The organism is Blastococcus sp. PRF04-17 (assembly GCF_023016265.1).
Taxonomy (GTDB): Bacteria; Actinomycetota; Actinomycetes; order Mycobacteriales; family Geodermatophilaceae; genus Blastococcus_B.
In genome coordinates this window covers 2,780,103-2,798,001 of sequence record NZ_CP095412.1, presented here as the reverse complement: position 1 = coordinate 2,798,001, position 17,899 = coordinate 2,780,103, and the positions used below count along the sequence as shown (strand labels likewise).

General features: G+C 73.0%; 18 protein-coding genes and 1 tRNA gene. 7 read left to right on the top strand and 12 right to left on the bottom strand.

The features are described from left to right. Positions 1 to 49: 49 nt before the first annotated feature. From MVA48_RS14175 to MVA48_RS14155, 5 genes are all read right to left on the bottom strand, one after another. A complete protein-coding gene (locus MVA48_RS14175; protein WP_246981299.1) occupies positions 50 to 1,375 on the bottom strand; it encodes an ABC transporter substrate-binding protein in 1,326 nt (441 codons plus the stop codon). Between the two features lie 122 nt (positions 1,376 to 1,497). Next, positions 1,498 to 2,706 carry a branched-chain amino acid ABC transporter permease gene (locus MVA48_RS14170; protein ID WP_246981297.1) on the bottom strand — a complete coding sequence of 403 codons (1,209 nt, stop codon included), beginning with the start codon at positions 2,704 to 2,706 and terminating at the stop codon, positions 1,498 to 1,500. Positions 2,707 to 2,708: 2 nt separating this feature from the next. After that, positions 2,709 to 3,593 (bottom strand): branched-chain amino acid ABC transporter permease, encoded by an 885-nt coding sequence (locus MVA48_RS14165; RefSeq protein ID WP_246981295.1) that lies wholly within the window; start codon positions 3,591 to 3,593, stop codon positions 2,709 to 2,711. Positions 3,594 to 3,629: 36 nt separating this feature from the next. Then, on the bottom strand, positions 3,630 to 4,400 hold the full coding sequence (locus MVA48_RS14160) for an ABC transporter ATP-binding protein (protein WP_246981293.1): 771 nt from the start codon (positions 4,398 to 4,400) through the stop codon (positions 3,630 to 3,632). Continuing rightward, on the bottom strand, positions 4,393 to 5,193 hold the full coding sequence (locus tag MVA48_RS14155) for an ABC transporter ATP-binding protein (RefSeq protein ID WP_246981291.1): 801 nt from the start codon (positions 5,191 to 5,193) through the stop codon (positions 4,393 to 4,395). The genes MVA48_RS14160 and MVA48_RS14155 overlap by 8 nt, the downstream gene beginning before the upstream one ends. A gap of 253 nt (positions 5,194 to 5,446) precedes the next feature. On the opposite strand from MVA48_RS14155, the gene MVA48_RS14150 reads away from it, so the two are divergent. Beyond that, entirely contained in the window at positions 5,447 to 6,667 is a 1,221-nt protein-coding gene (locus MVA48_RS14150) for a PucR family transcriptional regulator (protein WP_246981289.1), read from the top strand. Between the two features lie 59 nt (positions 6,668 to 6,726). Here the strand turns inward: MVA48_RS14150 and MVA48_RS14145 are convergent, their stop codons facing one another. Together MVA48_RS14145 and MVA48_RS14140 are read right to left on the bottom strand one after the other, a co-directional pair. Beyond that, the gene (locus tag MVA48_RS14145; RefSeq protein ID WP_246981287.1) at positions 6,727 to 6,960 is read right to left on the bottom strand and encodes a DUF2630 family protein; all 234 of its coding nucleotides are present in this window, start codon (positions 6,958 to 6,960) and stop codon (positions 6,727 to 6,729) included. Positions 6,961 to 6,996: 36 nt separating this feature from the next. Further along, positions 6,997 to 7,890, bottom strand: coding sequence for a prephenate dehydrogenase (locus MVA48_RS14140; protein ID WP_246981285.1), 894 nt, complete (start codon positions 7,888 to 7,890; stop codon positions 6,997 to 6,999). 175 nt (positions 7,891 to 8,065) lie between these two features. Between MVA48_RS14140 and MVA48_RS14135 the strand changes: the two genes are divergently transcribed. From MVA48_RS14135 to MVA48_RS14110, 6 genes are all read left to right on the top strand, one after another. Continuing rightward, positions 8,066 to 8,590 (top strand): O-methyltransferase, encoded by a 525-nt coding sequence (locus MVA48_RS14135; RefSeq protein ID WP_246981283.1) that lies wholly within the window; start codon positions 8,066 to 8,068, stop codon positions 8,588 to 8,590. Beyond that, positions 8,587 to 9,090: a tRNA adenosine deaminase-associated protein gene (locus tag MVA48_RS14130; RefSeq protein ID WP_246981282.1), complete on the top strand. Its 504-nt coding sequence runs from the start codon at positions 8,587 to 8,589 to the stop codon at positions 9,088 to 9,090. Before MVA48_RS14135 ends, MVA48_RS14130 begins: the two co-directional genes overlap by 4 nt. Beyond that, positions 9,087 to 9,734: an HAD-IA family hydrolase gene (locus tag MVA48_RS14125; RefSeq protein ID WP_246981280.1), complete on the top strand. Its 648-nt coding sequence runs from the start codon at positions 9,087 to 9,089 to the stop codon at positions 9,732 to 9,734. Before MVA48_RS14130 ends, MVA48_RS14125 begins: the two co-directional genes overlap by 4 nt. Then, on the top strand, positions 9,731 to 10,195 hold the full coding sequence (tadA, locus tag MVA48_RS14120; RefSeq protein ID WP_246981279.1) for a tRNA adenosine(34) deaminase TadA: 465 nt from the start codon (positions 9,731 to 9,733) through the stop codon (positions 10,193 to 10,195). Before MVA48_RS14125 ends, tadA begins: the two co-directional genes overlap by 4 nt. A 10-nt stretch (positions 10,196 to 10,205) precedes the next feature. Beyond that, positions 10,206 to 10,293 (top strand) — tRNA-Ser (locus MVA48_RS14115). 271 nt (positions 10,294 to 10,564) lie between these two features. Beyond that, positions 10,565 to 10,972, top strand: a complete 408-nt coding sequence (locus tag MVA48_RS14110) for a four-helix bundle copper-binding protein (protein WP_246981278.1) — start codon at positions 10,565 to 10,567, stop codon at positions 10,970 to 10,972. A 53-nt stretch (positions 10,973 to 11,025) separates the two neighbouring features. Here MVA48_RS14110 and MVA48_RS14105 read toward each other — a convergent pair whose 3' ends face one another. From MVA48_RS14105 to MVA48_RS14085, 5 genes are all read right to left on the bottom strand, one after another. Next, on the bottom strand, positions 11,026 to 11,664 hold the full coding sequence (locus tag MVA48_RS14105; protein ID WP_246981277.1) for a DUF305 domain-containing protein: 639 nt from the start codon (positions 11,662 to 11,664) through the stop codon (positions 11,026 to 11,028). An 88-nt stretch (positions 11,665 to 11,752) separates the two neighbouring features. Beyond that, positions 11,753 to 12,223: a hypothetical protein gene (locus MVA48_RS14100; RefSeq protein ID WP_246981275.1), complete on the bottom strand. Its 471-nt coding sequence runs from the start codon at positions 12,221 to 12,223 to the stop codon at positions 11,753 to 11,755. Positions 12,224 to 12,261: 38 nt separating this feature from the next. Beyond that, positions 12,262 to 14,667 (bottom strand): heavy metal translocating P-type ATPase, encoded by a 2,406-nt coding sequence (locus MVA48_RS14095; protein WP_246981273.1) that lies wholly within the window; start codon positions 14,665 to 14,667, stop codon positions 12,262 to 12,264. 234 nt (positions 14,668 to 14,901) lie between these two features. Beyond that, positions 14,902 to 15,768: a F510_1955 family glycosylhydrolase gene (locus MVA48_RS14090; RefSeq protein ID WP_246981271.1), complete on the bottom strand. Its 867-nt coding sequence runs from the start codon at positions 15,766 to 15,768 to the stop codon at positions 14,902 to 14,904. Between the two features lie 145 nt (positions 15,769 to 15,913). Continuing rightward, a complete protein-coding gene (locus MVA48_RS14085) occupies positions 15,914 to 17,554 on the bottom strand; it encodes a serine/threonine-protein kinase (protein WP_246981269.1) in 1,641 nt (546 codons plus the stop codon). Positions 17,555 to 17,899: the final 345 nt, after the last annotated feature.

Here is a 17,899-nt window from a genome sequence, read left to right as displayed (position 1 = left end):
GGCCTCCGAGGAGACCGACGGCCCGTGCGTGTGCCGTGCGCTGGTGCGGTTACTCGTACGGCTCCTCGTCCGGGATGCCGTTCTCCGGCACCTCGGCAGGCTCGCCGTCGAACTCCTCGATCTCGGCGTCACCGATGTCGGTGATCTGGACCGGCACGACCTCCTCGGAGCCGAGGCCGACGATGCGCTCGATCGACATGCCGCTGGTGCCCATGTGGCTGTCCTCGGAGTACCGGAACGGCGCGAACAGCGGACCCTCCCAGTCACCGCCGACCGCCTCGACGGCCTCGACCAGGCCGTCACGGGTCGGGTTCTGGCCGGCGGCCTGCAGGGCCTGGACCATCGTGTAGGCCTGTGCCATGCCGTAGATCCGGTAGTTGGTGAGCTCGCCGTCCTGACCGGAGGCGTCCCAGATCTCCTGGAACTGCTGGATCCACGGGTTGTCGGTCATGTCGACGGTGGGCAGGTAGCCGGTGGTCAGCGCCCCGTCCAGCAGGCTGGCGTCGCTGACCGCGCCCTCGGAGAACCGGTTGAGCAGCGAACCGACCAGCGTCGGGTCCGAACCCACGTTCGAGTAGAACCACTGCTCGGGCTGGTAGCCCAGCTGCAGCGCCGTCAGCTGCGAGAGCGCGGTGTAGCTGGGCACGTTGAAGCCGACGACGAAGTCGGCACCGGCGGCCTGCAGCTCGGAGATCTGCGGGGCGATGTTGGTGTTGCCCGGGGTGTACCGCACGGCCGCCACGATCTGGTCGTCGTCGAGGTACTGCCGGATGCCCGACTCGCCGTCCTCACCGAAGTCGTCGTCCTGGAGGAACAGACCGACCTGGGCGTCGGGGAACTCGTCGGCGATGTACTTGCCGATGATCTTGCCCTCCGACTCGTAGTCGGTCTGCCAGCCGAAGGTGTACGGGTTGGTCTCCGGGTCCTCGCCCCACAGCAGGGAGCCCGACGACACGAACAGGTCGGGCACGCCCTCGCTGTTGAGGAAGTCCAGGACGGCGCTGTGCGTCGGGGTGCCGAGGCCGCCCATGATCGCGAAGACCTCGTCCTCGAGGACGAGCTGGTTCACCACCGAGCTGGTCTGGCTGGGGTTGTAGGCGTCGTCGCGGTAGACCCACTCGATCTCCCGGTCGTAGACGCCGCCGTTCTCGTTGACCCAGTCGAAGTACGCCTGGACGCCGGTCGGGATCTCGCTGTAGCCGGGCGACGCGACACCGGTCAGCGGGTAGTGCGAGCCGAGCTTGATCGAGTTCTCGGTGATGCCGATGTCGGAGGCCTCGTTCTCGCCACCGCCACCGCCACCGCCACCGCCTCCGTTGTCCCCGCCGCCACCACAGGCGGCGACGGTGGAGGCGACGGTGGCAGCTGCCAGCACGCTCACGAGTCGTCGGGACGATCTGGACAACTGTTCTCCTCTGGTGCGACCCGGGCTCCGGTGCCCGGGAGTCTGGATGGTCATCGGCAGCCGGGGCGGCCGCCGGGTGGTTCGAGTCGCCCTCACCCCCCGGTGGAGGCCCGGGCTGCCGCCGCGCGCTTGGCACGGGCGGTCAGCCAGCGCATGCGCACGGTGCCGACGAAGCCCGCCGGGGCGAAGATCATCGCCACGATCAGGACCACGCCGTAGACGAACGGGGCGAGCTGGGCCGCCTCGGTGTTGTTCAGCCCGAAGTCGGCGCCCAGGTCGGTGACGAAGGGCGGGAGGAAGACCAGCAGCGCCGAGCCGAGCAGCGCACCGACGAGGCTGCCGAGCCCGCCCAGCACGATGGCCGTCAGCAGCGACAGCGAGAGCACGAGGGTGAAACCACCGGGGGCAGCCAGCCGGACGACCAGGGCGAGCACGGCACCGGCGAGACCGGCCGCTGCCGCGCTGACCACGAACGCCAGCACCCGCCAGGCGCCGAGGTTGATGCCGGCCAGTTCGGCCGCGACCTCCTGGTCGCGCACGGCACGCCACGTGCGGCCGATCCGGCTGCGCACCAGGTTGGCCAGCAGGAAGAAGGTGATCAGCAGGCAGATGGCGCCCACGTAGGCCAGCCACTTGGTGCCGCTGGGGGAGTTGCCCGACACCCAGCCGATGAAGGTGTCGAAGGCCTCCGGCGGGCGCGGGGCCCGCACGCGCAGGCCCTGCTCGCCGCCGAGGGTCCCGTGGAAGTAGATGGCGATCCCGGGCAGCCCCACCGCGAGGGCGAGCGTCGCGCCGGCCAGGTAGGGGCCGTGCAGTCGCGCCGCGGCGACCCCCACCAGGGCGCCGACGAGGGTGGTGGTGACCACCGAGACCAGCATGATCAGGGGCAGCGGCAGCGGCTCGTCGGCCTGCAGGAACAACGCCGTCGTGTAGGCGCCGACGGCCATGAGGGCGCCGTGCCCCAGGGAGATCTGCCCGTTCAGCCCGGTCAGGACGGTCAGCCCGCCGGCGGCGATGGCGAAGTAGGAGAGCTGGGCGAGCTGGGAGTTGGTGAACGGGCTGGTGAGCTCCAGGATGATCACGGCGGCCACCGCGCCCAGCAGCAGGAGCAGCAGGTGGCGCAGCAGGGTCGACCTGGGCAGGAAGGACCGGCCGCCCGCGGCCTGGGCCGACGGTGCGTTCGCCGCGGCGGTGGCCTCGACCGGCGCCTCCTCCGTCGCGGCGCCCTCGGCGGCGACGGTGTGGGTGCCGGCGCCGGAGTCGGTGCCGGCTGCCGGGCGCGGGGTCTGCGCGTCGCTCATCGTCATGCCCTCCGAGCCGTGCTGCTGCTGAACAGGCCGCCGGGTCGCACCAGCAGCACGACGATGAGGATCGCCAGGGCGGAGATGTTGACCAGGGCGCTGCCCCGCGGCAGGTAGCCGCTGACGTAGCTCAACGCCAGGCCGAGGAGCAGGCCACCGACCACGGCGCCGACGGGGGAGTCCAGCCCGCCGAGCACCGCGGCGACGAAGCCGAAGACGATCAGGCTGTCCATGTAGGCCGGGTAGACGAACTCACCGCCGGCGATGAGCAGGCCGGACAGCGAGCCGACGACCGCGGCCAGCGCCCAGCCGAGGGTCAGCATCCGGCCCACCCGCACACCGAGCAGCCGGGCGACCTCCTGGCCGAAGGCCGAGGCGCGCATCGCCAGCCCGACGCGGGTGAAGCGGAAGAGCGCGACGAGCAGGCCCATCGTGACCAGCACGGACCCGATGACGTACAGGCTGGTGGGTGTGAGGGCGATCGTGGTGTCGCCGATCGTGAACCCGCGGACCCCGAACGGCGTCGGGAAGGACTGGAAGGACGAGCCGAAGATGATCGCGATCGAGGCCTGCAGCGCGACGAAGAGGCCGAGCGCGACGATCACCGCGTTGAGCTCCGGACCGCCCTCGACCGGCCGGATGATGACGCGCTCCACGATCGCGCCCAGGAGGAAGCCCGAGGCGAGCGCGACCACGAAGGCGACCCAGTAGGACTGCCCCGCGTCGATGAGCGCCAGGGCGATGAACGTCGTGGCCGCGGCCATGGAGCCCTGGGCGAAGTTGACGATGCGGGTCGACCGCCAGATCAGCACCAGCGCCAGGGCGAAGGCGGCGTAGATCATGCCCTCGGTCAGCCCCGACAGGGTGATGTTGATGAACCGCTGCACGAAGAGTGCCTTCCTGGATCCGGTGGGAGTGGAAGATCAGAAGCCGAGGTAGGCGTGCCGGAGGCCCTCGTCGGCCATCAGCGTCTTCGCCTGGTCGGTGACGACGACGCGGCCGAGGTTCAGCACGACGCCCACGTCGGCCACCGACAGCGCGCTGCGGGCGTTCTGCTCCACGAGCAGCACCGACAGGCCCTCTCGGTCGACCAGCTGCCGCACGAGGCCGAAGATCTGCGCCACGATCCGCGGAGCGAGGCCCAGGGAGGGCTCGTCGAGCAGCAGGATGCGCGGCTTGGCCAGCAGCGCCCGGCCGATGACGAGCATCTGCCGCTCGCCGCCGGACAGCGTGTGCGCCGGGTTGTTCCTGCGCTCGGCGATCCGCGGGAAGATGTCGTACACCCGGTCGAACTCCGACCGCTCGACCTTGCCGCGGAACAGGGAGCCCACCCGCAGGTTCTCGTCGACGGTCAGCTCGGCGATGACGCCGCGGCCCTCGGGCACGTGCGCCATGCCCTTCCCGACCATGGCCTCGACCGGGGCGCGGGTGATGTCCTCGCCGTCCAGGCGGACCGTGCCGGCCACCGGGCGGACCAGGCCGCTGATGGTGCGCAGCAGCGTCGTCTTGCCGGCACCGTTCGCGCCGAGGACGGCGGTGATCCGGCCCGCCTCGGCGCTGAGCGTGACGCCGTCGAGCGCGCGCACCGGGCCGTACGCGGAGGTGAGGTTCTCGACCTGGAGCAGGGAGGAGCCGGTGCCGCGCGATCCGGCGGTCGCGGCGGACACCGCGGTGCTGCCGTGGGCCTCAGGCATCGTTCCGGCCCCCCTCCGCCGACGCCAGTGCGGCGGCGTCGGCCTCGACGTCCACGTCGTCCCCCAGGTAGGCCTCCGTGACCGCCGGGTCGGCCTGCACCTCGGCCGGCGTCCCGTTCGCGATCTGCTTGCCGGAGTCCAGCACCGTGATCCGGTCGCACACCCGCATGACGAGGTCCATGTGGTGCTCGACCAGCAGCACGCTCATCCGGCCGGACAGGGACCGGATGAGGTCGCCGAGCTCGTGCATCTCGTCCTCGGACAGGCCGCTGGCCGGCTCGTCGAGGAGCAGCAGGTCGGGGTCGGCGACCAGGGCGCGGGCCAGGGCGACGCGCTTCTGCACCGGGTAGGGGAGGCTGCCGGGATAGCGGCCGGCGTAGGCCTCGGCGCCGAGCTCCACCAGCGCCCGGTGTGCCCGCTCGCGCAGCAGCCCGTCGTCCTTGTCGGCGGTCGGCAGGGCGAACAGGGCGGAGAAGAACCCCGCCTTCGCATGCCGGTGGGCGCCGATCATCACGTTCTCGAGCACGGTCAGGCCGGCGAACAGACCGACCCCCTGCAGGGTGCGGGAGATGCCGAGCCGGGTGAGCTGGCTGGGGCGCAGCCGGCTCAGCTCGCGGTCGCGCCAGACGATGCGGCCCGAGGTCGGCCGCACCAGGCCGCAGGCGACGTTGAACAGCGTGGTCTTGCCGGCGCCGTTGGGGCCGATGAGCCCGTGCACCTGACCCGGCTCGACGGTGAGGGAGACGTCGCTCAGTGCCAGGACACCGCCGAAGGCGACGTTGATGCCCGTCATCTCGAGCCGTGCGGTGGGCGTTCGGTCCTGTCGTGGCTGGCTGCCGGGGTTCGAAGGCGGCTGCGCCAAGGGGCCCACTGCTCCTCTTCGTCGAGGGGTTACCGCCGGCTCGGGATTCGGGTCGGCGACGATTGGGTCACGAGTACGTCCTGATGAGCCTGCTAGTGGGTGGTGCTGGTCACAATGGGCGCACCGCACAGTGATCGCAAGTTCGTGTTGTGCTGGGTGCGGCGCGTCATGAGGAGGTGGGGGAGTGCAGCCGTTCAGGCCCGAGATCGCGGCTCGGCTGGCCGAGCTGGCCCCGCTCCTGCTGGACCAGGTCGACGCGATGACCGACCGGATGGTCGACGTCCTGATGCGCACCGAACCCGCCTACCGCGAGCTCGTCGAGCAGGACGAGCAGGACCTCCGGGTCACCACCCGCAGCAACCTGCAGCGCGGGATGCGCACCCTGATCGGGACGCTGTCGGGCAACCGGGTCACCTCCCTCCGGGACGCCCGCGAGATCGGCCGGAAGCGGGCGGCCCAGGGCGTTCCCCTGGAGGCGGTGCTGCGCGCCTACCGGCTCGGCGGCCAGGTCACCTGGGAGGCGCTGCTGCAGGTCGCCCGGAGCGGCAGCCACGAGCACGACACGCTGCTGCTCGAGGTGGCCGGCTCGGTCTGGCGCACCAACGACGTCGAGTGCGCCGCCGTGGCCGAGGGCTACCGCGAGGAGCAGCGGCGGCTGGCCGGCGTGGACGAGGCGGCCCGGCAGCAGGTGCTCGACGGGCTGCTCGACGGCCGCGGCGACGACCCCGCGTTCGTGCGGACGGCGTCGGAGCTGCTCGCCGTGCCGCTCGACGGGCGGCTGGTCGCCGTCGTCGCCCTGCCCGACCCCGAGGGTGGGCCGGCCCTGGACGCGCCGAACGCCGCGCTGCTCAAGCGCGGTGTCCGGTCGGTGTGGGGCACCCGCGGCGACGCGCAGGTCGGCATCGTCGCGGTGGCGGCAGCGCCGGGCTGCGACGTCATGGCCTGGCTGCGCACGGCGGCGACGGGGCCGGTGGGGGTCTCGGCCGTGGTCGAGGGCGCCGCCGCGGTCGGGTCCGCCTACCGGCTCGCCGACACCGCCGCCCGCACCCTCCCGGTCGGGAGCCGCCGCGTGGTCAGCATCGACGACCGGCTACCCGAGGCGCTGCTGAGCAACTCGCCGGAGATCAGCTCACGGCTGGTGGGCCAGTCCCTGGGCGGGCTGCTGGACCTGCCCTCCGACGAGCGCGAGGTGCTGCTGGACACCCTCGCCGCGTTCCTCGCCTCCGACGGCTCGCCCACGCGGGCGGCCGACGAGCTCTACTGCCACCGCAACACGGTGATGCACCGGCTGCGCCGCATCGAGTCGGTGACCGGGCGCAAGCTGACCGACCCCCGCTCGCGGCTGCTGTGGCAGCTGGCCCTGCTGGGCACCGAGCGGGGGCGGGCGGTCCAGCGGTCGGCCTAGAGGCCCCGTCCCGGGTCCCGCGCTGAGCCTGCGAAGGGTGGGGAGGACGGGGCCTTCTCCTACTGGAGGTAGTTCTCGACCGTCGACTCGGGGCGCACCTCGGCCTCGTCGGGGTCCTCGTCGTACTGGCGCTTGGCGCGCCGCTGCCGCAGCAGGTCCCAGCACTGGTCGAGGTCCGCTTCGAGCTGGCTCATCCGGGCCCGCTGCTCCTCGGTGTGCTCCGTGCCCTCCCGGAGCTTGTGCTCCTCGTCGACCAGTGCGTGGATGCGGCTCAGGATGTCCTTCTCGTCCATGCCGACACCCTGCCCGTGCCAGCGGGCCCGAAACAGTCAGCCGCGCGCGGGCACCCAGCCCTCGACGAACGCGGCCAGCCGCCGGGTGACCGCGCCACCCTGCCGGCCGAGGGCCAGGAGCGCGGCGCGGTCGACCGGCACGCGTACCGTCTCCCGCGCCACGGGCCGGGTCGCGACCGCGTGCCCGGCGGCCACCAGCTCCGGCCAGGGCCGGCCCAGCTGCGCCCGGACCCGGTCCAGCGCCGCGGCGGTCGGGCCGGCGTTGCCCTCGACCATCGCGGTCACGAACGCCGGGTCGCTGCCGGCCACCCGGGTGCCGTCGCGGAAGCTGCCGGCGGCCAGCGCCAGGGCGGTGGGCCCCGCCTCACCGGCCGCCGCGGCGAGGGCGGCGGCGAGCAGGTGGGAGACGTGGCTGACCGCCGCGACCGCGTCGTCGTGCTCGGCCGCGGTCACCGGCACCACCTCGGCGCCGACGGCCAGGGCGACCTCGGCGACGCGCAGCCACCGCGGCAGCTCGGTACCGGGCTCGAGGCAGAGCGCCCAGCGGGCACCGGCGAACAGCGCCGGGTCGGTCGCCCCGTGGCCCGAGCGCTCGGTGCCGCACATCGGGTGGCCGCCGACGAAGCGGCCGCCGTAGGTGGCGCCGAGGGCACCGAGGACCGGCGCCTTCACCGACCCGAGGTCGGTGATCGTCGCGTCGGGGTCGACGGTCAGGCCCTCCAGGGCGCCGGCCATGGCGGGCAGCGGGACGGCGAGGACGACGACGCCGCCGAGCTCCCGGGTGATGCTGACGCCGCGGGCCGCCGCCGCCGCGCGGGCCGCGGGGTCGACGTCCCACCCGGCGACCTGGCGACCGCCCGCGACCAGCGCCGCGGCGAGGGATCCGCCCAGCTGCCCCAGCCCGACGACCGCGACCGGGGGCGCGGGCATGGTCGGCACCGGGAACCTTTCCGCCATGATCGGACCTTATGACCCCGCGCTCGTTCCTCCTCACCCCGGAGCTGGCCGACTACGTCCGGGCCTCGTCGGAGGCTCCCGACGAGGTCGCCGCCGAGTTGATCGCCGAGACCGCGGCGATGGCCGAGCGGGGGAGGCGTCGTCGACCATGCAGATCGCGCCGGAGCAGGGCGCGTTCATGCAGCTGCTCACCGCGGCCGTCGGGGCGCGGCGGGCGATCGAGATCGGCACGTTCACCGGCTTCTCGGCGCTGTGCATCGCCCGGGGGCTGCCGGGCGACGGCTCGCTGCTGTGCCTGGACATCAACGAGGAGTGGACGGCGGTCGGCCGCCGCTTCTGGGACCGGGCCGGCGTGGGCCACCGGATCGAGCTGCGGATCGGCGACGCGCTGGCTTCGCTGCGGGAGCTGCCGGAGACCGAGACGTTCGACCTCGCGTTCGTCGACGCCGACAAGACCGGGTACCCGGCGTACGTGAACGAGCTCCACCCGCGCATGGCCGCGAACGGGCTGGTGCTGCTGGACAACACGCTCCGGGACGGCCACGTGCTCGACCCGCAGTCGCTGGACGACCGCGCCATCGCGGCGCTCAACGCCTCGCTGGCGGCCGACCCGCGGTGGGAGACGGTGCTGCTGCCGGTCGCCGACGGCCTGACCCTCCTGCGCAAGCGATGAGCGCTCCCGACGCGGCGGTGCGGGCCAGCTTCGCCGTCCGGGTGAGCCGTCCGCCGTCCGGCTGGCGCGTGGACCTGCTGGCCGACGACGCCGGCGACGAGCTGCCGGTGCTGGAGCGGGCGCTGGGCGACTCCGGTGCGGGGGAGTGGCCGCCGCCGTTCGTCCTGGTCGTGGACTCGCGGCTGTACTTCGTCGTCCTCCGGCACGGGCCGGGCGGCATGGTGCGGGCGCTGATCTCCGACGCGACGATGCTCGAGTGGGTGCTGGCCGCCGAGGTGGTCGAGCGGTACGGGATCGGCGTCGACACCGAGGGCGCCTTCGACGACGACGAGTCGGGCTGGCCGGGCGGCGACCTCGACGTCTTCGCCGACGACGGCCTGCCGCACGAGGAGCTGCGCGCGATCGTGACCGCCGACGACCTGTGGGCCGACGAGATGGTGGAGCGGATCGCCCAGCGCCTCGGGTTCGCCGACGAGCTGGCCGCGGCGGTGGCGCCGTGACGGTCTCGGCGGTGATCTTCGACCTCGGCGGGGTCATCACCGAGAGCCCGATGCACGCCTTCGCCGTATACGAGCGGGCGGCGGGGCTCCCGGAGGGGCTGATCCGCCGGCTCAACAGCACCGACCCCGACACCAACGCCTGGGCGCGGTTCGAGCGCAACGAGGTCGACGTCTCCGGGTTCTCGGCGCTGTTCGAGGCCGAGGCGCTGGCCGCCGGCCACGTCGTGGACGCCGCCCGGGTGCTCGAGGCGCTGCGCGGCGACGTCCGGCCGGAGATGGTCGCCGCGGTCCGGCGGCTCAAGGACGCCGGTCTGCCGCTGGGACTGCTCTCCAACAACGTCGCGCCGATGGAGGCCACCGGCGAGCTGGGCGAGCTGCTGGCGCTGTTCGACGCGGTGGTCGAGTCGTCGCTGGAAGGGGTGCGCAAGCCGGAACCGGAGATCTACCGCCGGGCGCTGACCCGGCTCTCCGACGCGGTGGGACGGCGGATCGAGGCGACCGACTGCGCCTACCTCGACGACCTCGGCATCAATCTCAAGCCGGCGCGGGCAATGGGCTTCTCGACGATCAAGGTCGTCGATCCCGCGGTCGCTCTGGCCGAGCTCTCCGCGCTGGTCGGCCTTCCGTTGGAGGGGGCGGCGTGAGCCCGGACGTCGACGCCGCGATGGGCCGGGCGCTCGAGCTGGCGGCCGCCGCGCAGGGCTGGGGCGACACCCCGATCGGCGCCGTCGTCCTGGGCCCGGACGGCGGCGTCCTGGCCGAGGCGGCCAACGAGCGCGAGAAGCGCGGCGACCCGACGGCGCACGCCGAGGTGCTGGCGCTGCGCGAGGCGGCCTGGGTGCACGGGGACGGCTGGCGGCTCACCGGCGCGACGCTGGTGGTGACCCTCGAGCCGTGCACGATGTGCGCCGGCGCGATCGTGCTCTCCCGGGTCGCGCGGGTGGTCTACGGCGCCGAGGACCCGAAGGCGGGGGCGGTCGGCTCGCTGTGGGACGTGGTCCGGGACCGGCGGCTCAACCACCGCGCCGAGGTCACGGCGGGGGTGCGGGCCGAGGAGTCCGCCACGCTGCTACGCGCGTTCTTCCGCGATCGGCGGGGCCTGTAGTCTCTCCGGCGGTGGCGTGTCCGAGCGGCCGAAGGAGCACGCCTCGAAAGCGTGTGAGGTGCAAGCCTCCGTGGGTTCAAATCCCACCGCCACCGCCAGTGGGCTACCGACGGGCATTGCCGGACGTAGCGACGGAAGTGACGGCGCAGCCGTCCTCGGAGGGTCTGACCGGCAGGTCGGGGACTCTGGGGGCGGCTGCCCTGCTGTTCGGGGCCGGACTCCTGCCCGCTGACGCGCGACCGATCCGCTCACCTGCACGCCGAGTCGATACCTGGGGATACCTCCGCGGGTCGCGGGTACGGGCCGGGGAGAGCCGGTGGAGTCGCCACGGCATCCGGGCCGTCGACCGCCGGCCTCGGAGGAGGGCTCATGACTGTCGCCGGGCAGATGCTCGACACCTACCCCAAGGACCTCGGCGGGGTCGACAAGGAGAAGATGCGGGCCTGCATCGAGGCGTGCTTCGAGTGCGCCCAGGCATGTACGGCGTGTGCCGATGCCTGCCTGAGCGAGGACATGGTCGCCGACCTGACCACGTGCATCCGCACCAACCTCGACTGCGCCGACGTCTGCGACGCCACCGGCCGGGTGCTGTCCCGGCACACCGGCTACGACGCCAACCTCACCCGCGCGGTCCTGGAAGCCTGCGCCGCGGCCTGCAAGGCGTGCGGGGACGAATGCTCCCGGCACGTGGACATGCACGAGCACTGCCGGGTGTGCGCCGAGGCGTGCCGCCGATGCGAGCAGGCGTGCCGCGACCTGATCACCAGCCTCGGCTGAAGGGCCGGTGCCCGGCGGCAGGGGGGCGCCCCGCCGCCGGGCCGGGCTGCGGCTCAGCCGCCCAGTTCGGTCAGCAGCTGCCGCATCTCGGCGATCTCGTCGGTCTGCGTGTCGCGGATCATCTCGGCCATCGCGACCGCGTCACGGTTGCGGCCCTCTGCGCTCTCGGTCACCGCCATCTCCACGGCGCCGGTGTGGTGCTCGATCATCTGCTCCAGGAACAGGCGGTCGAACGCAGCCCCTGAGGCGGCCATCAGAGCGTTCATGTCCTCCTCGGACATCATTCCGCCACCGTGGTCGATGCCGCCCATGCCGCCCATGCCGCCGTGGTCCATGCCGCCTCGGCCGTCGCCCTCGACGCCCCACTCCTCCAGCCAGCCGGTGAGGGTGTCGATCTCGGGCTGCTGGGCGGCCTCGATGCGGCTGGCCAGGTCGAGCACGCGTGGGTCCTGCGCCCGCTCGGACGCCATCTGCGCCATCTCGATGGCCTGCTCGTGGTGCGGGATCATGCCCTGGGCGAACGTGACGTCGGCGTCGTTGAACGCTGCGTCCTCGTCGGCGGACGTGCCGGTCGATTGGGCGCTGCGGTCCATCGAGTCCATGTGCGACGCGACGGAGTCATCCGAGCAGCCGGTGAGCGCGAGCACGCCAGTGACGAGGGCGCCGGCGAGCAGAGTGGTCTTGCTGGTCATGTCGAGTCTCCTGTGTACAAATCGGAGGGAACGTGCGAAGACGTCGCCGCAGCCGCTGGGGCTGGGGACGAGGGACGCGACGTTCGGCCTAGATCCGCATCAGGCAGAGGGAGTACAGGTCCGGCGGCCGGGGTGGACGCAGCCAGGCCCAGAGGCCGCCGGTAGCACGGCGCGTGCATGGCAGCCGGAACTCGCCGAGTCGCCCGGTCAGGACCAGCAGCATCGCGGCGAGCCCGGCGGCGAGGACAGCCAGGCACAGCGCCCACAGGTGCCCGCCCCCGTACGGCGTGCTGTCGTGGCCACCTGCGAGGGATGCGCCGGTCACCGCGCCGGCGACGAGGGCGGCAGGGGCTGCGGCGGTCATGGCGTCGGCCGGCTCCATCACCGGGCCCGGCCCGGCCTCGTGGAGCACGTGGCCGGGCTCGGCCGGGGTGGTGTGGACGGTGCCGTGCGAGCCGGTCATGGCTCCGGAGTCCGCGGCGGCGCACTGGAGACCGTGCACGGAGAAGACGGCGGCCAGCAGCAGCAGGACCCACCCGCGTCGCCCGCGCATCGTCACCTCCGATCCTTCCGCCCGGCGTCCCACATTAGGTTGGGTCAGCGCGACACCGGCTGCGGGGCTCGGGACGCCGCCGGTTCGGTAGCGGGTGCCCCCGGGGCCTCGGGCAGCGGCAGCCGCTTGAGCAGCAGCGCGTTGACCGCGACCAGGAACGACGAGCCGGACATCGACAGCGCCGCGATCTCCGGCCGCAGCACCAGCCCGAACGCCGGCTCGAACACCCCGGCGGCGATGGGCAGCGCCATCGCGTTGTAGCCGATCGCCCACCCGAGGTTCTGCCGCATCTTCCGCAGCGTCCCCCGGCCGATCCGCAACGCGATGGGCACGTCGAGGGGGTCCGAGCGCATGAGCACGACGTCGGCGGTCTCGATCGCGACGTCGGTGCCCGCGCCGATGGCGATACCGAGGTCGGCCTGCGCCAGCGCGGGGGCGTCGTTCACCCCGTCGCCGACCATGGCCACCCGCTTGCCCGACTGCTGCAACTCGGTGATCTTGGCGGCCTTGTCGCCGGGCAGGACCTCGGCGATGACGGTGTCGATGCCCAACTGGTCGGCGATCCGCCGGGCGGTCGCCGTGTTGTCGCCGCTGAGCATCACGACCTCCACCCCCGCGTCGTGCAGCGCGGCCACGGCCGCGACCGACGTCTCCCGCGCAGCATCGGCCAGCGCGATCACTCCGACGGCCCGGCCATCGACCGCGACCAGCACCGCCGTCCGGCCGCTGCCCGCCAACTCGTCCCGCCGAGCGCCCAGGGACCCGAGGTCGACGCCCTCGCCGGCCATCAACGTGGCGTTGCCGACCAGCACCCGGCGGCCGTCGACCTCGGCGCTCGCGCCGTGACCGGGCACGTTGCGGAACCGCTCGGCGGCCAGGACGGGGACGCCACGCGCCATCGCCTCGCGGACGACGGCCTCGGCCAGCGGGTGCTCGGACTCCCGCTCGACGGCGGCGGCGAGGGCGAGGATCTCGTCCTCGGCCATGCCCTCGACGACCACGTCGGTGACCTCCGGCTCGCCCTTGGTCAGGGTGCCGGTCTTGTCCATCACCACGGTGTCGATCCGGGCGGCGGTCTCCAGCGCGGTGGCGTTCTTGAACAACACGCCCCGCTGCGCGCCCAGGCCGGTGCCGACCATGATCGCCGTCGGGGTGGCCAGCCCGAGCGCGTCGGGGCAGGTGATGACCACGACGGTGATCGCGAACAACATCGCCGTGGCGAACGACGCCCCGGCCAGCAGCCACACCACCAGCGTCAGGCCGCCCCCGATCAACGCCACCAGCACCAGCCAGAAGGCGGCTCGGTCGGCCAGCCGCTGCCCCGGCGCCTTGGAGTTCTGCGCCTGCTGCACCAGGGCCACGATCTGCGCCAGTGCGGTGTCCGCGCCGACCTTCGTGGCGCGCACGCGCAGGGAGCCGGTGGTGTTGACCGAGGCGCCGATGACCTCTGAGCCGGTGGCCTTGCGCACCGGCAGGCTCTCGCCGGTGACCATGGACTCGTCGACCTCGGACTCGCCGTCCTCCACGATCCCGTCCACGGGGATCTTCGAGCCGGGCCGGATCAGCAGCAGATCGCCGGTGACGACCTCGGCGGTGGGCACCTCGACCGGCTGGCCGTCGCGGATGACGACCGCCCGAGGTGGCGCCAACTCCAGCAGCGCGCGGATGGCGTCGTTCGCCCCGCCACGGGCGCGCATCTCGAACCAGTGGCCGAGCAGCACGAACGCCGTCAGCACGGTGGCGGCCTCGTAGAAGACCTCGCCACCCCCGGTGAGCGTGATGACCAGGCTGTACAGCCAGCCCGCGCCCACCGCGACCGCGACCAGCACCATCATGTCCAGCGTGCGGGCGCGCAGCGCCCGGTAGGCGCCGTCGAAGAAGATCCAGGCCGAGTAGAAGATCACCGGCAGCGACAGGATCAGCGAGAAGACGTCGTCGCGCAGACCGATCGGCGCCGCCGCCTCGAAGCCGAGGACCTCCCGGCCGATCGGGGACCACAGCAGGATCGGGATCGACAGCAGCGCAGCCACCAGGAACCGGTTGCGCATGTCGCGGGCCATGTCGTCCATCGACATCCCGGCGTGGTGACCGCCGTGCCCCATCGCGTCCTGCGGCGTCATCCCCGCGTGGTCGTGCGCTGCCGCCGCACCCGGCACGGGACGGTGACCGTGGTGATCCCCGGCGCGATGCGGCTCGGCGGCCGGGTCGCACACGTGCTGCGGAACGGACTGCCCGGCGCAGTGGTAGCCGCAGTCACGCACCCAGCCCGCCAGCTCCGCCACCGATGTGCGGGACGGGTCGTAGGTGACCGTCGCCGTCTGGGCAACCGGATTCGCCTCGACCTCCAGCACGCCGGGACGCCTACCGAGCACGCTCTCCGCCACTGCCTTCTCCGAGGCCCAGTGAACGCCGGAGACCTCCAGCACGGTGGTCTGCTGCTGCGTCGGCATGACCCACTCCCTCTCGTCGGTGCGCTCTGTGCCGCCGTGAAGCCTAATACCCCCCGGGGGTATTCCGCCAGGGTCGAGATGCCGGGTCCGTGAGGTCGTCACCTGCGGGCACGCCAGCGGGCAGGAGGGAACACGGCCGCGGGGCGCGGCCCCGGAGAGCCCGGACCCGGAGGAGCGCGAAGAAGTCGAGCCGACGTGCCCGTTTGTTGACGGCGGCGCGTCGGTACGCGGGCGTCAGTCCGCGTACCGGGAGGTGAACGAGGTGCCGCCGTCGGTGCTGACCAGAATCCTCGCCGGGGAGACCGCGACGTAGATGTTCTCGACACCGTCACGGTGGTCGACGTGCAACGCCTCGGGCTTGCCCGTCAGAGAACCCTGCTCCGTCCAGGTCAGGCCACCGTCAGCTGACCGGTGCATGATCCCGTCGGGCGCGATGCCGTACAGCGACGGCGTGGCCGCCCAGCCAAGAAGGCCGATCATCGGCGCCTCGGGCGGGGCAGCCCAGGTCCGCCCGCCGTCCTCGCTGCGCAGTAGCCCTCGCTCGGTCGTCGCCAGCAGCACGGCGGGGTCGTCGGGGTGCACGATCAGGTCCCGCAGATCCAGAGTGCTGCGCGTCTCCCAGGTCTGCCCGCCGTCGGCGGAGACCATCACGCGGCCGGTTCCGGCGTCCCATGCGTAGACGTTGCCGTGCGCGGCGCGCAGCGCGTGGAAGTCCGCTTCGCCCCCGAGCGAGACGATCTCCCAGGACTCGCCGGCGTCCTCGCTGCGGATCAGCCCGAGCTGCGTCGGAAGGTCCGGGTCCATGTGGAAGTCCGGATGCCCGGAGCCGAGGAACGTGCGTTCACCCGCCACGGTGAAGCCCATCGTGTCCTGATGCCGGTCGGCCACTCGCTCGGCGTCGCCATGCTCGGGGACACGGAACAGGCCGAAATGCGTCGCTGCGTAGAGCATCCCGTCCGCGGGGTCCACGCCGAGGCCGTGCACGTGCTCGAACCCGACATAGCCCGTGGCTCGGGCCGCGGGGCCGTCCGGCGGTTCGGTCGTGCAAGCGGTCAGCGTCAGACCGACCCCGAGGGCAAGGGTGGCGCACCGGCGGAGCAAGAAGTCTCCCGTCGAGCAAGGTCGTGCGTCGGGCTCGACGCCGTTCCGAGCCTACGAGGCGCTCCCGGTCGGTCCGCGGGGTCAGCCGCCCCCGAGTGCTGACCAACGGCGGCGTCCCCAGGCGGACGCCGCCGTTCCGGCGGTCTCAGGGGCTGTTGTCGTCGTCGTCGAGCAGCAGTCGGCCGTCGTCCCCCCGCACGAACGTGATCCGGTGGTACTCGGTCTCGCTGGAGCCGTCGGGCCGGACGTAGGTGATGTTGAGCAGGGCGCTGGTGTCGCTCTCGTTGACCACGTCGCTGATCCGCACGCTGGAGAACCCGCTCCAGAACCCGGACCAGCGGTCGAAGGGGTACCGGGCCTGGAACTCGGGACTGGTCAGCGCGTAGGCGCTCTCCAGGTCGCCGGGGATGTAGGAGAAGAACTCCGTCGTGGCCGACACGGGATCCCCGGCGGCGGCCGGCTCCTCGGCGTCGCTGCCGGTGGTCTCGTCGGTGGCCGGTGACTCCTCGTCGTCGTCCACGGGCTCGTCGGTGGGTTCGTCGGTGGCGGCCGACGTCTGCTCGCTGGTCTGGTTCGCCGTGGGGGAGTCCGCGGGGTCGTCCGAGTCGTCCAGCGCGACGGACCAGAAGACGATCAGGCCCGCCAGCACCAGCGCCACCAGTCCGACCAGCGCCCACAGGGCCCGTCCCCGGCGGCGCCCCTTCTGACGCGGGACGACGACCGGCGGCCGGTCCTGGGTGCCGACGGCGGCGGGAGCGGCGGCGGGGGCGGGCTGGGGCTCGGGGAGGTCACGCCGCGTCGGTGGCGGAGGGCCGGGGGTCGACGGCGGGCCCGAGGCGCCCGTGCCGGCCGCGACGCCGGCCGGGAACGCCGCCGTCCGGCCGGGGTTGTTCGAGTTCAGGTCGGTGCGCGCCAGCAGCACGGTCGTCGTGTCGCCGTTGCGCCCCGCGGCGAGCTTGGCCAGCTCGTCGCGGACCTCGATCATCGACGGCCGGTCCGCGGGGTCGGCGGCCAGCATGCGCGTCAGCGGGCGGGCCAGGGAGCCGGCGCGGTGCGGCGGCCGAATCTGCCCACCGGCCACCTTGTGCAGCATGGCCAGCGCGTTGTCCTCCATGCCGAAGGGCGGCTGGCCCTCGATGCAGGTGTAGAGGGTGGCGCCCAGGGAGAAGACGTCGCTGGCCTCGGTCATCTGGTGGCCCTGCGCGACCTCGGGCGCCAGGAACGCCGGGGTGCCGGTGATCTGGCCGGTCTGGGTGAGCGTGACGTCGCCGGAGGCGTGGGAGATGCCGAAGTCGGTGATCTTCACCAGCCCTTCGACGCGCCCGCCCTCGCCGATCAGGATGTTCGCCGGCTTCACGTCGCGGTGCACGATCCCCGCGGCGTGGGTGGCGGCGAGGGCGTCGGCCACCTGGGCGCCGATCTGGGCGACCTGATCCACTCGCAGGACGCCGTCCTCGCTGAGCACCGCCGCGAGGCTGCGCGACGGCAGGTACTCCATGACCAGCCACGGCTGGCCGTTCTCCAGCGCGACGTCGTAGACTGAGATCGCGTGCGGATGGCTCAGCCGGGCGGCGATCCGGCCCTCGCGGAGGGCGCGCTGCCGCTGCTGGTCGGCCTCCCCGGCGCTGACCTCCGCCGGCGAGAGCACCTGCTTGACCGCCACCTGGCGGCCCAGCAGCTCGTCGCGGGCCAGCCAGACCGTGCCCATCCCGCCCCCGCCGAGCTGTGACTGCAGCCGGTACCGGCCTGCCACGAGGCGGCCGGGGGTGGTGACGGGACGGGTCATCTGGTCTGGGTCATCATGAGCGGGCCCGCGTCAGACCCCGGACGGGACGCCGAAGCGGCGCGCGTACTCCTCCTGGGCGCCGGCCGGCAGGGCGTCGTAGAGGGTGCCGAGCTCGGCGTGCACCTGGGGGTCGAGGTCGTCGAAGATCTGCTTCCACGTCGGCGGCTCGTCGTAGCTCCGGGTGAGCAGCAGTTCCCAGGCCTGCGACTGGCGGTCGCGCTTGCCGCGCTCGGCCAGGAACTCCGACAGGTAGGTGTCCTTCGCCGCCGCCTTCTCGGCGGCAGTGGCACCCGGGGGCAGGTCCGCGGGGTCGCCCCCTTGAGGACGTCGACGATCGCGGCCACC